This is a genomic window from Mycobacterium sp. 1081908.1 (assembly GCF_001673535.1).
Lineage (GTDB): Bacteria > Actinomycetota > Actinomycetes > Mycobacteriales > Mycobacteriaceae > Mycobacterium.
Genome location: NZ_LZLY01000005.1, coordinates 1 through 13869 on the forward strand (window position 1 = coordinate 1; position 13869 = coordinate 13869).

Genomic DNA, 13869 nt, shown 5'->3' on the forward strand with positions numbered 1-13869 from the left:
AACTGCCGATCTTATGGGGTGCCCGCGGTCAGCGCAGCAACGCCCGCGACATCACCACCCGCCAGGGTGCCTTTCGTGATGTTGGTGATCACACCACCGCCGCCGTTGCCGCCGTCCCCGCCGTTGCCGCCGTTGCCGCCGACGCTGTTGCCGCCGCTGCCGCCGTTGCCGCCGTTGCCACCCACGTCGCCGCTGGCGGCGAAAAGGCCGCCGTTGCCGCCGTGGCCACCATTGCCACCATTGCCGTCGACGCCCGCGACCGCGCCGGCGCCGCCCGCGCTGCCACCCAGGCCGGCATTGCCGCCGTTGCCGCCGTTACCGCCGGAGCCGGCAAGCAGCGGAGAACCGCCCTGGCCGCCCTGGCCGCCGTCGCCGCCCGCGCCGCCATCAGCGTTGGCGCCCGCATGGCCGCCGAAGAAGCCCGCCAGTCCCTCCGATTGGCCCCCGGCCCCACCCGTGCCGCCGTTGCCGCCTTGACCGCCGTTCGTGCCGCTTCCGGCGAGCACACCGGAGGCGCCGGCACCGCCCGCACCGCCCAGGCCGCCGAGCCCGCCGACACCGCCGGCGCCGCCGCTGCCCATGATCAGCCCACCGTTGCCGCCCGCCCCGCCGGCCCCGCCGGTGCCGCCGGTGCCGCCATCGGCGTGGCTCGCCGCCGAGCCCGTGGTGCCGGTGACGCCGGTCCCACCGGCACCGCCCCGGCCACCGTTGCCGAAGAGCCAGGCGTTGCCGCCCCGGCCGCCGGGCTGCCCGGGCGCGCCCGATCCGCCGTCACCGCCGGGACCGAACAGCAACCCGCCCGTCCCACCGGGCGCCCCGGTGCCCGGCGCGCCGTTGACGCCCTTTCCGATCAACGGGGTGCCCAACAACAGCTCGGTGGGCGCGTTGATAACCCCGCGCACCTCTTGCCACGCGGTCTCGAGCGGCGAGGTATTGGCCGCCTCGGTAGCCGCATAGGCACCCCCGGCCCCGCTCAGGGCCTGCACGAACTGGGCATGGAACGCCGCGGCCTGAGCGCTGAGCTGCTGAAAGGCCTGTCCCTGCCCGGCGAACAGCGACGCCACCGCCGCCGATACCTCGTCTTCGGCGGCGGCGAGCAGGCGTGTGGTTGGGCCCGCGGCCGCGGCGTTAGCGGAGCTGATGCTCGAACCGATGCTGGCCAGCTCGGTTGCTGCCGCCCCTACATACTCGGGCACTGCGAAAACGAACGACACGTGCGGATCCTTCGAACTACTAGCGGTGATGGTTGGGAGTGCGGCCGCGATCGGTACATCGTTGGCCGGTCGGGCCGCTCTTTTCTGATGTGTCGGCTCCTGGTCGGCGGCAGGGTCGTCGGTTGGCGGAATGGGACGCGTCCGGGCGGTGTCGCGGATACAGTGAGAGCCGCATCATTCCGGATGTGCGGTTGCTGTGGCCGCGGCGGCCCGCCCGGGGCGCGTGTGTGTAGTGTGCGCCGGCGGGGAGGCGCGGTTGATGGGTAATTGGGCCCATCTTTCTGGCAACCGGTACACACGGTTGGGGTCTTCTCAGAACGAGGCGGCGTCGGTGGAGGGGTTGCTGGAGCGCTCGGCGGTGCTCGCCGAGCTCGGCAATGTGGCGCGGCAGGTTGCCCGCGGCGGTGCGGGGCGGCTGGTTTTGGTGCGGGGGGAGGCCGGGGTCGGAAAGACCGCGGTGCTGGATCACTTTGCGGCCAAACTGGATTCCTCGATGCGGGTGCTGCGGGGCTGGTGTGATCCGCTGGTCGCGCCGCGCCCGTTGGGGCCGCTGATCGACGCGTTGGCCGGGGTGGGCCCCGCCGCGGCCGGCGCGCTGGACGCGGCGATTCAATCTGGTGACACCGGCGTGCTCTACCGGCGGCTGCTGGCGGTCCTGCGCGACGGGCGCACCTGGGTCTGGGTGATCGAAGACGCCCATTGGGCCGACGGTGCCACCGGGACCGGAATCACCGGAGGCAGCGGGGGCAACGGTGGCGGCGTCCTCGACGGCGGTCAAGGCGGCGGCGGTGCCTTCGCCGGCGGTAACGGGGCGACCAACGCGGTCACCGCCGGCGGTGGCGGCGGTGGCGGCGGTGGCGGCGGAATCCCCGGTTTCGGCGGCACCGGCGGCGACGGGGGCGGTGCCCAGGTCGACGCCGGATCGAGCGGGAATTTATACCTGGGTGGCGGCGACGGCGGCACCGGGGGCAACCCCGGCGGTGTCCCCGACCTGATAAGCGGCACCGGCGGCGCTGCCGGGATCGGCGGAGGTGGCGGCCTCGGCGCTCCCGTGGTGTTGACTCCCGGCAACGCCACCGGCGGCGCCGGCGGCAACGGCGGCGGCTAGCGCCAGCTAATCATGGCGCTGCCGACGACACGCCGTTGGCGAAGACAGATTCGCTTCATTCTTTCATCGTTCTTCATCGGACCGACGAACAGCACCGGAATGAACCACTCTCGCTCATCCGAGGCAGTACATAGGCGAGGAGGTAGATCGCGTGTACGTGGCATACCCCGCACAGCAGGGGTGCAGGAGTTGCGGTCGTGCCGTTTTCGACCTGCTCTATTTCTTCCCAATCCCGTGCGCAATTGTTCTCGGGTCCCTTGTCATTGCTTTCGTCGTCCTCCGGAGGCGGATCCCGTCATCCTCTGGCGACCCGGCGGAGGAAGCGCCGCCTAAGTCGGCACACGCAGATGTCGTATCGGTCAACTTCACCGAGACCGTCCAACGGGACCGCCCCGTCGCCCGCATCCTCTTGAGAGTGCACATACCGGGCAGCGAACCGTATCCAGCAGAGATAAAAGAACCCATTGGACCCGAGCAGGCCGACGCCGGAGTGCGCCCCGGCGGAACTGTCGCGGTGACGGTGGATTCGGCCAACCCGCAAAAGGTTTGGCTTGAACCCCCCTACGCGGCGCCGACGCCGGGGCCAACCCAAATACGGTTTCAGAGAATTTTTTTGTGGATTGTCGTGATCGCCGTTCCGGCTGCGATCGTCTCACTGATGATCGCCGGTATTGTGGCCGGTCATCTTTTTCCTCTTTGACCCGTCGAACAAAAGCTCGGTCTGCAGGCCAAAACAACCTGATGGGTTCTGTAGCTACGCCGACCCCGATTAGCGAGACACGCCTGCGACCAAGAGGTCCAGCATGCGGCCCGTCTGCTCCGGCGAACCGGTGACCAGGAAGATGCCGAGCAAGCTGGACACCACGTCCTCGGCCCGCACGTCGGCGCGCAGCGTCCCGTCGCCGGCGCCGGCCCGCAGCAGCGTGTCGACGGCACCGACGATGCTGTCGCGGGTCCGGCTGGGCTCCATGGCGCCGGAGGCGAAGATCGCCTGCAACGACTCGGCCATCCCACGCTTGGCGGCCACGAAGCTGGCGTAGCGGTCCATCCAGCGTCGCAGCGCCGTGCTGGCCGGATGCCGCCCGAGCAGCTCGTCGGCCGCCGCGGCCACCTCAGCGAGCTCGGCGCGGTAGATGGCCTCGACGAGGGCCTCCCGGGTCGGGAAATGGCGGTAGAGCGTGCCGATCCCGACGCCCGCGTCGCGCGCGATCGACTCGAGGGACACCGGCCGCCCCTCCGCGGCGGCGAACGCCGCCGTCGCCACCGCCAGTAGCTTCTCGCGGTTGCGTCGCGCGTCGGACCGGCTCGGCTGGGCCAAAGCGGAGGTTCCTCCGTTTCTGCTAGGCTCGGCGCAAGCGGAGGGTCCTCCGCATTTCTCCAGTGTGTCAGACGGGAGCACCATGACGACCTTTCCCACCGTTGCCCGCATCGGCTACGGCGCGATGCAACTGTTCGAGGCCGCGCCGGAGGACGCGACCGCGGTGCTGCGCCGCGCCGTCGAACTCGGCGTGAACCACATCGACACCGCGTCGTTCTACGGCCCGGGCGAGGTGAACCGCCGGATCCGCGCCGCGCTCGCGCCCTATCCCGAGGACCTCGTCATCGTCAGCAAGGTCGGCGCGCGCTACACCGGCGAGCGGCCGATACCACTGGGCGCCGCGCAAAGGCCCGCGGAGCTGCGCGCCGCGGTCGAGGACGACCTGCGTCAGCTCGGCCTGGATCGCGTTCCGGTGGTCAACCTGCGCCGCATGGACCTTGGGCCTTCCGCGGCCGTCGAGGGTGACCAGGACGTCGACCTCGATGACCAGCTCGCCGAGATGATCGCGCTGCGCGACGAGGGCAAGATCGGCGCGATCGGCATCAGCAGCGTGCCGTTCGACGTGGTACGCCGGGCGCTGCCCGCGGGCATCGCCTGCGTGCAGAACGCCTACAGCCTGCTGGACCGCTCCCAGGAGGAGACGCTCGAGCTGTGCGCCGCCGAGGGCATCGCGTGGGTGCCGTACTTCCCGCTGGGATCGGCGTTCCCCGGTTCGGCGAAGGTGACCGACGACGCGGTGGTGGTCGAGGTCGCCGGCGAAATCGGCTGCACGCCAGCCCAAGTCGGACTGGCGTGGTTGTTGGCGCACGCGGCGAACACCTTGCTGATTCCCGGCACGCGGTCGGTGGCGCACCTCGATGAGAACCTCGGCGCCGGCGACGTGAAGCTGGGCGCCGACGCACTCGCGCGGCTCGAGGCGCACGCCGGCGGGTAACGTCGCTGCCGTGGGAAGTGCCAAATCGGTCCGGCCGCCGTGGTGGCTGAAGCCGGCCAACAAGGTCTTCATCCAGATGTCGCGGCTGGGAATGAGTTTCGGCGGGGAGAGCCCCGTGGTGCTGACGGTCAAAGGGCGCAAGTCCGGGCGGGACCGGTCGACGCCGGTGACCCCGATGACGGTCGACGGGAAAGAGTTCGTCGTCGCCGGGTTTCCCGGTGCCGATTGGGTGGCCAACGCGCGCGCCGCCGGGCGGGCGACGGTGGCCCGCGGCCGCCGCGTCCAAACGGTGCGGATGGTGGAGCTGGCGCCCGACGACGCGCGGCCGATCCTGCGGGCCTTCCCGACCGAGGTCCCCACCGGCGTCGGCTTCATGAAGCGGGCGGGGCTGGTCACCGACGGTCGCCCCGAGGAATTCGAGGCCCTGGCCGGCCGGTGCGCGGTGTTCCGGCTGGACCCGGCGTAGGCACGATGCGCCGTCTGCTGCTGGTGGTGACGCTGCTCGTGGCCGCGTTGAGCGTGCCCCCGGGCCGTTCCCTCGCGGCGACCGGCTGCGCCCCCGGCGGCGCGCCTCCCCCGGCCGGCGCATCCCAGCGCAAGGTCACCGATCTCGACTGGGACGGCCAGCCGGACACGTTGTGGCTCGGGCAGTTTCGCGACGGCAGCGGCCGCACCGACCGAATCGCCGGCGTCACGACGGCCAGCGGCGCGAACTCCGGCGTACAGATCACCTCGGCGAGCCCAATCCCGTTGAGCGCCTTGGCGATCGACGCACAGCAGGACGGGCAGCACCAGATCATCGTCAGCGACGGGCGCAGCGCGCGCCTGTACGTTTTCGCCGACTGCCGGCTGCAGGCCGCCGCCGACAACCAGGGCGCGCCGTTCCTGTTCGACCTGCAAAATCTGCGCGACAACGGCACCGGGATCGGCTGCAGCGACCTGGGTCCACCCTCGGCGGGCCGGCACCTGGTCGGGCTGCGGGCCGCCAACCAGGACGGCCAGTGGACGGTGCGCCGCACCGAGATCATTCTCAACGGCACGCTGGCTACCATCGGAGCGTCCGATACCGTGACGGCCACTTCCGCGCAGGACCCCGCGGTGGTCTCGGCGCAGACGATCAGCTGCGGCGACCTCACCATCAGCAAGGACGGAGTTCAACAGCCTTGAGTGACAACCCATTTGACACGCAGGCCTGGCGACCCGTCGACGGGTTCGGCGACCTGACCGACATCACCTACCACCGCCACGTCACCGACCCGACGGTGCGGGTGGCGTTCAACCGCCCCGAGGTGCGCAACGCGTTCCGGCCGCACACCGTCGACGAGCTGTACACCGCGCTGGATCACGCCCGGATGTCCCCCGACGTGGGCGTGGTGCTGCTGACCGGCAACGGCCCCTCGCCCAAGGACGGTGGCTGGGCGTTCTGCTCCGGCGGCGATCAGCGCATCCGCGGCCGGTCGGGCTACCAATACGCGAGCGGGGAGACCGCCGACACCGTCGACGCCGCCCGCGCCGGCCGGCTGCACATCCTCGAGGTGCAGCGGCTCATCCGGTTCATGCCCAAGGTGGTCATCTGCCTGGTCAACGGGTGGGCCGCCGGCGGCGGGCACAGCCTGCACGTGGTCTGCGACCTCACCCTGGCCAGCCGCGAACACGCGCGCTTCAAGCAGACCGACGCCGACGTGGGCAGCTTCGACGGCGGTTACGGCAGCGCGTATCTGGCGCGTCAGGTGGGCCAGAAGTTCGCCCGCGAGGTCTTCTTCCTGGGCCGGCCCTACACCGCCGAGCAGATGCACCGCATGGGCGCGGTCAACGAGGTCGTGGACCACGCCGACCTGGAGAAGGTGGGCGTGCAGTGGGCGGCCGAGATCAACGCGAAATCCCCTCAGGCGCAACGCATGCTGAAGTTCGCGTTCAACCTGCTCGACGACGGGCTGGTGGGCCAGCAGCTCTTCGCCGGCGAGGCCACCCGGCTGGCCTACATGACCGACGAGGCCGTGGAGGGCCGCGACGCGTTCCTGGAGAAGAGGCCGCCGGACTGGAGCGCGTTCCCGCGCTACTTCTGAGTCGCCCGGGGCACCCGCCTAGACTCCCCACGTGAGCAAGAGTCCCCTAGGCAGGTTCCGAGACCAGCTGGTGCTGGCGACCATGCGACCGCCCGCTTCGCCGCAGATACTTCTCAACCGGCCCGCGATCAAGCCGGTCGACCTCGACGGCAAGCGGATCCTGCTGACCGGGGCGTCGTCGGGCATCGGCGAGGCCGGGGCCGAACAGCTGGCCCACGCCGGCGCGACCGTGGTCGTGGTCGCCCGCCGCGGGGACCTGCTCGAGGCGCTGGCGGACCGCATCGCGAAGGCCGGCGGCAGCGCCGTACCGATCCCCTGCGACGTCTCGGACATGGACGCCGTCGACGCCCTGGTGGCCGACGTCGAAAAGCGCCTCGGCGGCGTTGACATCCTGATCAACAACGCCGGCCGCTCCATCCGCCGGCCCCTGGCCGATTCGCTGGAACGCTGGCACGATGTGGAGCGGACCATGGTGCTGAACTACTACGCGCCGCTGCGGCTGATTCGCGGGTTCGCGCCCGCGATGCTCGAGCGCGGTGACGGCCACATCATCAACGTCTCGACGTGGGGCGTCCTGTCGGAGGCCTCGCCGCTGTTTTCGGTCTACAACGCCTCCAAGGCCGCGCTGTCGACGGTCAGCCGGGTCGTCGAAACCGAATGGGGCCGAAAGGGCGTGCATTCCACGACGCTGTACTACCCGCTGGTGGCCACGCCGATGATCGCGCCGACGAAGGCCTACGACGGGATGCCCGCGCTGACGTCCCAGGAGGCCGCCGAATGGATGGTCACCGCGGCCCGCACCCGCCCGGTGCGCATCGCGCCGCGCATGGCCATCGCCGCCAAGGCGCTCGACACCTTCGGCCCGCGCTGGGTCAACACGCTCATGCAGCGGCAGTCCATCCAGCCGAACCACGAAGCGTGACGTGATAGACACGAGGCTATGGAGATCCTGGCCAGCCGGATGCTGCTCCGGCCGGCGGACTATCAGCGGTCGCTGACCTTCTACCGCGACGAGATCGGGCTGGCGATAGCCCGCGACTACGGCGCGGGAACTGTTTTTTTCGCCGGACAGTCTTTGCTGGAGCTGGCCGGTTTCGGCTCCCCGGACCACTCCCGCGGGCCCTTCCCGGGCGCGCTGTGGCTGCAGGTCCGCGACGTCGCCGCGACCCAGGCCGAACTAGAGGCCCGCGGGGTCCCGATCGCCCGCGAGGCGCGCCGCGAGCCGTGGGGCCTGCACGAGATGCACGTGACCGACCCGGATGGCATCACGCTGATTTTTGTCGAGGTTCCGGGGGACCATCCACTGCGCCGCGACACCCGCGGTGATTGAGGGAACGCCCGGTTAACTAACGGCTAACATCTGACGGCAAGTCGAGGTACACCTGCGTTTCGGCCACCGCTCCATTCGACAATTTAAGCCCCCTACTACGAGAATCAGGCGCTGTGAACATCGATTTGTTCCTCCTCATCATTGTCGTAATCACGGCACTCGCTTTCGATTTCACCAACGGCTTCCACGACACCGGCAACGCGATGGCAACGTCCATTGCCAGCGGCGCGCTCGCGCCCAAGGCCGCTGTCGCGCTGTCGGCGGTGCTGAACCTGGTGGGCGCGTTCATGTCCACCGCGGTCGCTGCCACGATCGCCAAGGGCCTGATCGACGGGCACATCGTGACGCTGGAACTGGTGTTTGCCGGCCTGGTCGGCGGCATCGTCTGGAACCTGCTCACCTGGCTCCTCGGCATCCCGTCCAGCTCCTCGCACGCGTTGATCGGCGGCATCGTCGGCGCCACGCTCGCGGCGGTCGGCTCGCACGGGGTGATCTGGAAGGGCCTGGTGTCCAAGGTGCTGATCCCGGCCGTCGTCGCCGCGGTCCTGGCCATCGTGGTCGGGGCGATCGCGACCTGGCTGGTCTACCGGATCACCCGCGGCGTTCCGACCAACCGCACCGAGGCCGGCTTCCGGTACGGCCAGTGGGGCTCGGCCTCGCTGGTCTCCCTGGCGCACGGCACCGGCGACGCGCAGAAGACGATGGGCATCATCTTCCTGGCCCTGATGTCCTACGGCGCGGTCAGCAAGACCGAGTCGTCGCCGCCGTTCTGGGTGATCCTCTGTTGCGCCCTGGCGATGGCGGCCGGCACCTACCTGGGCGGCTGGCGGATCATCCGCACCCTCGGCAAGGGCCTCGTCGAGATCAAGTCGCCGCAAGGCATGGCGGCCGAATCATCCTCGGCCGCAGTCATTCTGCTGTCCACCCACTTCGGCTACGCGCTGTCGACGACGCAGGTCTGCACCGGTTCGGTGATGGGCAGCGGGCTGGGCAAACCCGGCGGCGAGGTGCGCTGGGGCGTGGCCGGCCGGATGGTCACCGCGTGGCTGATCACGCTCCCGTTGGCCGGCCTGGTCGGCGCGATCACCTACTGGACCGTGCACCTGATCGGCGGCTACCCCGGCGCCATCATCGGCTTCGGGCTGCTGGTCGCGGTCTCCACCCTCATCTACATCCGGTCGCGGCGGGTCAAGGTCGACCACAAGAACGTCAACGCCGAATGGGAAGGCAGCCTCACCGCGGGCCTGGAAGGCTCGGACGAACATCCGCCTTCGGACAGCGGACCCAGGGTCGGGTCCGACGACGACACCGTTAGCGCAGGGAACCCCTCATGAGCCACTTCAGCGACTGGTTCAACTACCAGGCCTCCCTGAGGATCTTGGTCTTCAGCATGCTGGCCGGTGCCGCACTGCCCGGGATGTTCGCCCTCGGGCTGCGGTTCCACGCCGTCGGGGGCGGGCAGGTCAGCCCCGACGGCAGCCCGCCGCAGAAGAACCCGGCGCTGCTGGCGATCGCCTGGGTGATCTACGCGGTGGTGGTGGCGGTGATCCTCTTCGCGCTGCTCTACATCTCGCGCGACTTCATCGCGCACCAGACGGGTCAGGCGTTCCTTGGAGCCAAGCCTAAGTAGGATTGAATCGTCCACCAGCCGATCCCCCGCGCGGAGTGAGAGCAAAGTGAACGGATTCCTCAGCTCGATTGTTTCGTGGTTGCGCGCGGGATACCCGGAGGGCGTCCCGCCGACCGACACCTTCGCCGTCCTCGCGCTGCTGACCCGACGGTTGAGCAACGACGAGGTCCTCGCCGTGGCCTGCGAGCTGATGGAGCGCGGCGAATTCGACGACATCGACATCGGCGTGGCGATCAGCAAGCTCACCGACGAGTTGCCGTCGGAAGACGACGTGGAGCGGGTGCGGGCGCGGTTGGCCGCCCACGGCTGGCCGTTCGACGAACCCCGCGGCGCCGCGGAGGACCCCGCATAGCCCTGCTGCGCGCGCTCGGCGTTGCGCCGGGCTCCGCCGCCCCGGTGTTGATGCCCGCCCTGGAGCGGGTGCTGGACGGCCGCGATTCCGCGCTGGTCGCGGTGCCGGCCGGCGACGACCGGGCGTCCGGTGGGCTGCGGGTCGGTGAGCCCATCGACGACGACGTGGCCCTGGTGGTGACGACGTCAGGCACCACCGGCGCGCCCAAGGGCGCGCTGCTGACCGCCGCCGCCCCGGCCGCCAGCGCGACGGCCACCCACGCCCGCCTCGGCGGGCCCGGCGCCTGGTTGCTGGCCCTGCCGCCGTACCACATCGCCGGCCTACAGGTGCTGGTCCGCAGCGTGCTCGCCGGCTCCGCACCCGTCGAGCTGGACGTCTCCGCCGGATTCGACGTCACCGAATTGCCCTCCGCCGTAGGGCGATTGGGACCCGGCCGGCGGTACGCGTCGCTGGTCGCCGCCCAGCTGGCCAAGGCGCTCGCCGACCCGGCGGCCGCGGCCGCGCTGGCCGAACTGGACGCGGTGCTGCTCGGCGGCGGGCCGGCGCCGCGGCCGGTCCTGGACGCCGCGGCGGCCGCGGGCATCGCGGTGGTGCGCACCTACGGGATGAGCGAGACCGCGGGCGGCTGCGTCTACGACGGCGTGCCGCTGGACGGGGTGGCGCTGCGGGTGGCGCCCGGCGGGCGCATCGCGATCGGCGGCGCGACGCTGGCCAAGGGGTATCGCAATCAGGTCGACCCCGACCCGTTCGCCGAGCCGGGCTGGTTTCACACCGACGACGTGGGCGCGATCGACGAGGCCGGTGTGCTGACCGTGCTCGGCCGCGCCGACGACGCGATCAGCACCGGCGGGCTGACCGTGCTGCCGCAGCCGGTCGAGGCCGCGCTGTGTTCCCACCCCGCCGTCGGCGACTGCGCGGTGTTCGGTCTGGCCGACGACCGGCTGGGGCAGCGGGTGGTCGCGGCGATCGTGGTGCGCTCGGGGTGCGAGGCACCGACGCTCGAGGCGCTGCGCGCCCACGTGACCCGCACCCTGGCTGCCACCGCCGCCCCCCGCGAGCTGCACGTGGTGGACGCGCTGCCGCGCCGCGGCATCGGCAAGGTCGACCGGGCCGCGCTGGTGCGCCGGTTCGCCGGCACGGACCAATAGGCTGGGCGACCGTGAGGGTCGCGCGCCGGGAGTCACTGGGCGTCGCGGTCGGGGTCGTGCTGGTGGCGGCGGCGTTCGTGCTGCCGCGCCTGCACCTGGGCGTCCGGCCGCGGCTGGACGTCGGCCAGGAGCGGTTCGGCACGCACACCGGGGCCACGCCCATCTTCGGGGCGTGGGAAATCCACGCCGGCTGGGGAACCGGACCGGCCATCCTGCTCGCGGTGGCCGCCGTGGTGTGGGGTCCCCATGTGGCGCAACGGCTTTCGTGGCGGGCGCTGACGCTGGGCACCTGGGCCACCGCGGGCGCGTGGGCGTTCGCCCTGGCGATGATCGACGGTTGGCAACGCGGCTTCGCCGGGCGGCTGACCACCCGGGACGAATACCTGTCGCAGGTGCCCGCCATCACCGACATCCCGGCGGCGGTGCGCACGTTCGCCAGCCGGATCGTCGACTACCAACCGAACTCGTGGGTCACCCACGTGTCGGGGCACCCGCCGGGCGCGCTCCTGACGTTCGTGTGGCTGGACCGGATCGGGTTGCACGGCGGCGCCTGGGCCGGGCTGCTGTGCCTGCTGGCCGGCTCCAGCGCGGCGGCGGCCGTCGTAATCGCGGTGCGCGCGCTGGCCGACGAGCGGACCGCGCGAATGGCGGCGCCGTTCGTCGCGGTCGCCCCGACCGCGATCTGGGTCGCGGTCTCGGCCGACGGGTATTTCGCCGGGGTCGCGGCGTGGGGCCTGGCGCTGCTGGCCGTGGCGGTGCACCGCCCCGTCCGGTTCCCCGCGCTGGTCGCCGCCGGCGCCGGCCTGCTGCTGGGGTGGAGCGTCTTCCTGAGCTACGGCCTCATGTTGCTGGGGCTGCCGGCGTTGGCGGTGCTGGTCTCGGCGGCCGACTGGCGCGCGGTGCTGCGCGCCCTCGGCCCGGCGGCGCTGGCCGCGCTGGCGGTGGCGATCGCGTTCGCCGTCGCGGGGTTCTACTGGTTCGACGGCTATACCCTTGTGCAGCAACGCTATTGGCAGGGCATCGCCAAGGACCGACCGTTTCAGTACTGGTGGTGGGCCAACCTGGCCTGCGTCGTCTGCGCGATCGGATTGGGCAGCGTGGCCGGCATCACGCGGGTGTTCGACCGGTCCGCCATCCGCCGCCGCTCCGGCTTTCACCTGATACTGCTGGCGATGCTGGCCGCCATCGCCTGCGCGGACCTCTCCATGCTCAGCAAGGCCGAGGTCGAACGGATCTGGCTGCCGTTCACGATCTGGCTCACCACGGCGCCCGCTCTGATGCCGGTGCGCTCACACCGGGTGTGGTTGGCGATCAACGCCATTGGCGCCCTGCTGGTGAACATCCTCATCGTCACCAACTGGTGATCGAGTGTGCGGTGACGGCTTTTCAGTGTGAAACGTGGGCGCCGACACGCCGACAAACTTGTGCCAGGATTCACCCGGAGATGCGCGCGCTCACAGCCCGGCCGCGCGGGTGACCCGCGCGAAGCGACTGTCGGCCGCGCACGCGTCGCGGACCGCCGCGACGTCGTCGACGACATCGATGTCGGCCAGACGCTGCACGGGCGCCACGTCGATGCCGTTGTCGCGCAACGCTTTCAACGTCAACTCCCCGGTGTCGGGCCGGGACATCGGCACGCCGCGCAGGCATTCGGCCATGCTCGGCGTGCGGACGCCGAGCACCCACCAGCCGCCGTCGTGGGCCAGCCCGAGGATGGCGGGGGAACCCACCAGGCGGCGCGCGCAGTCGGTCAACAGCTCGGCGCTGACCTGCGGGGTGTCCATCCCGATCTGCAGGACCGGATAACCGTCCCCGGAGTCGGCGTGCGCGTTGGCGAGCCGGTCGGCGAAATCGTCACCGCGCTGGGTGATCACCGTGAAGGACTCGAGTCGCCGCCGGATCTCGGCGGCGCGGGCGGCCGCGCCGAGATCGCCGGTCAGCGCCACCACCCGCGCCGCCACCGGCGCGGCGGCCACGGCGTCCAGCGTGTCCAGCAGCGCGGCGGCGGCGATGTCGGCGGCCACGCCGTCACCGACGGTCGCCGCCAGGCGCGTCTTGGCCCGGCCCGGCTCCGGCGCCTTGGCGACCACCAGGACGGTCACCGGCAGGACGCTCACGAGATGACCTTCCAGAAGTCCAGGATGGCGGTGATGCTGCCCCGCAGCGAGCCGCTGACCTTCGACTTGCCGCCGGTGCGGGGGCCGTAGCTGACGTCCAGCTCGACCACGCGCCAGCCGGCCGCGGCGGCCCGGACGAGCAGCTCCAGCGGGTAGCCGGAGCGCCGGTCGGCGACGCCGAGGTTGAGCAGCGCCTCGCGCCGGGCGACGCGCATCGGCGCGATGTCGTGCACCGGCAGGCCGTGGCGGGTGCGCAGCCGCCAGCTCATCACCACGGTGCCCACCCGCGCGACCCAGGGCCAGTGCAGCCCGGGCACCGGCCGGCGCCGGCCGGTCACCAGGTCGGCGCCGTCGAGCGCGGCGACCAGCCGGGGCAGGTCGCCAGGGTCCATCGAGCCGTCGGCGTCGATCACCGCGACGATCGGAGTGGTCGCGGCCACCACGCCGGCGTGCACCGCCGACCCGTAGCCGGGCCGTCGCTCGGCGACCACCCGGGCGCCGTGACGGGTTGCCACCGCGGCGGTTTCGTCGGTGCTGTTGTTGTCGACCACCAGCGCCCGGTAGCCCGCGGGGATGGCCGCCAGCACCGCCGGCAGCGACTCCTCCTCGTTGAGGCAGGGCAGCACCACCGTCACCGAGTCGTCGGGCATGC

The 13869-nt window shown here is 71.3% G+C and carries 16 protein-coding genes and 1 pseudogene; 13 read left to right on the forward strand and 4 right to left on the reverse strand.

From position 1 onward, the window contains the following. Nucleotides 1–50 precede the first annotated feature (50 nt). A pseudogene (locus A5655_RS00500) lies at nt 51–1214 on the reverse strand (PE family protein); the annotation flags it as partial. A gap of 331 nt (nt 1215–1545) precedes the next feature. Here A5655_RS00500 and A5655_RS28445 point away from each other — a divergent pair. Both A5655_RS28445 and A5655_RS27605 read left to right on the forward strand, forming a co-directional pair. Then, nucleotides 1546–2322, forward strand: coding sequence for an ATP-binding protein (locus tag A5655_RS28445; protein WP_067004437.1), 777 nt, complete (start codon nt 1546–1548; stop codon nt 2320–2322). 151 nt (nt 2323–2473) lie between these two features. Next, nucleotides 2474–3022, forward strand: coding sequence for a hypothetical protein (locus A5655_RS27605; RefSeq protein ID WP_156764614.1), 549 nt, complete (start codon nt 2474–2476; stop codon nt 3020–3022). A 69-nt stretch (nt 3023–3091) separates the two neighbouring features. On the opposite strand, the gene A5655_RS00510 is transcribed toward A5655_RS27605, so the two are convergent. Then, a complete protein-coding gene (locus tag A5655_RS00510) occupies nt 3092–3640 on the reverse strand; it encodes a TetR/AcrR family transcriptional regulator (RefSeq protein WP_067004439.1) in 549 nt (182 codons plus the stop codon). A gap of 82 nt (nt 3641–3722) precedes the next feature. On the opposite strand from A5655_RS00510, the gene A5655_RS00515 reads away from it, so the two are divergent. The 11 genes from A5655_RS00515 (at nt 3723) to A5655_RS00565 (ending at nt 12464) form a co-directional block, all read left to right on the forward strand. After that, the gene (locus A5655_RS00515) at nt 3723–4574 is read left to right on the forward strand and encodes an aldo/keto reductase (RefSeq protein ID WP_067004442.1); all 852 of its coding nucleotides are present in this window, start codon (nt 3723–3725) and stop codon (nt 4572–4574) included. A 10-nt stretch (nt 4575–4584) separates the two neighbouring features. Beyond that, nucleotides 4585–5040, forward strand: a complete 456-nt coding sequence (locus tag A5655_RS00520) for a nitroreductase family deazaflavin-dependent oxidoreductase (RefSeq protein ID WP_067004444.1) — start codon at nt 4585–4587, stop codon at nt 5038–5040. Nucleotides 5041–5045: 5 nt separating this feature from the next. Beyond that, a complete protein-coding gene (locus A5655_RS00525) occupies nt 5046–5741 on the forward strand; it encodes a hypothetical protein (RefSeq protein ID WP_067004446.1) in 696 nt (231 codons plus the stop codon). Next, nucleotides 5738–6640, forward strand: coding sequence for a 1,4-dihydroxy-2-naphthoyl-CoA synthase (locus tag A5655_RS00530; RefSeq protein ID WP_067004448.1), 903 nt, complete (start codon nt 5738–5740; stop codon nt 6638–6640). The genes A5655_RS00525 and A5655_RS00530 overlap by 4 nt, the downstream gene beginning before the upstream one ends. Before the next feature lie 31 nt (nt 6641–6671). After that, nucleotides 6672–7562 (forward strand): SDR family oxidoreductase, encoded by an 891-nt coding sequence (locus tag A5655_RS00535; protein ID WP_067004450.1) that lies wholly within the window; start codon nt 6672–6674, stop codon nt 7560–7562. Nucleotides 7563–7580: 18 nt separating this feature from the next. Next, nucleotides 7581–7970, forward strand: a complete 390-nt coding sequence (locus A5655_RS00540; protein WP_067004452.1) for a VOC family protein — start codon at nt 7581–7583, stop codon at nt 7968–7970. A gap of 113 nt (nt 7971–8083) precedes the next feature. Continuing rightward, nucleotides 8084–9304, forward strand: coding sequence for an inorganic phosphate transporter (locus tag A5655_RS00545; protein ID WP_067004454.1), 1221 nt, complete (start codon nt 8084–8086; stop codon nt 9302–9304). Continuing rightward, the gene (locus A5655_RS00550) at nt 9301–9600 is read left to right on the forward strand and encodes a hypothetical protein (protein WP_067004456.1); all 300 of its coding nucleotides are present in this window, start codon (nt 9301–9303) and stop codon (nt 9598–9600) included. The genes A5655_RS00545 and A5655_RS00550 overlap by 4 nt, the downstream gene beginning before the upstream one ends. Nucleotides 9601–9646: 46 nt before the next feature. Next, nucleotides 9647–9952 carry a DUF3349 domain-containing protein gene (locus A5655_RS00555; RefSeq protein ID WP_067004458.1) on the forward strand — a complete coding sequence of 102 codons (306 nt, stop codon included), beginning with the start codon at nt 9647–9649 and terminating at the stop codon, nt 9950–9952. Nucleotides 9953–10020: 68 nt separating this feature from the next. Beyond that, nucleotides 10021–11100, forward strand: coding sequence for an o-succinylbenzoate--CoA ligase (gene menE / locus A5655_RS00560; protein WP_231999035.1), 1080 nt, complete (start codon nt 10021–10023; stop codon nt 11098–11100). An 11-nt stretch (nt 11101–11111) separates the two neighbouring features. Further along, a complete protein-coding gene (locus A5655_RS00565) occupies nt 11112–12464 on the forward strand; it encodes a hypothetical protein (RefSeq protein WP_067004460.1) in 1353 nt (450 codons plus the stop codon). A gap of 90 nt (nt 12465–12554) precedes the next feature. Here A5655_RS00565 and A5655_RS00570 read toward each other — a convergent pair whose 3' ends face one another. Together A5655_RS00570 and A5655_RS00575 are read right to left on the reverse strand one after the other, a co-directional pair. Beyond that, on the reverse strand, nt 12555–13217 hold the full coding sequence (locus A5655_RS00570) for a DUF2064 domain-containing protein (RefSeq protein ID WP_067004463.1): 663 nt from the start codon (nt 13215–13217) through the stop codon (nt 12555–12557). Continuing rightward, a complete protein-coding gene (locus A5655_RS00575) occupies nt 13214–13867 on the reverse strand; it encodes a glycosyltransferase family 2 protein (RefSeq protein WP_067004465.1) in 654 nt (217 codons plus the stop codon). The genes A5655_RS00570 and A5655_RS00575 overlap by 4 nt, the downstream gene beginning before the upstream one ends. Nucleotides 13868–13869 lie beyond the last annotated feature (2 nt).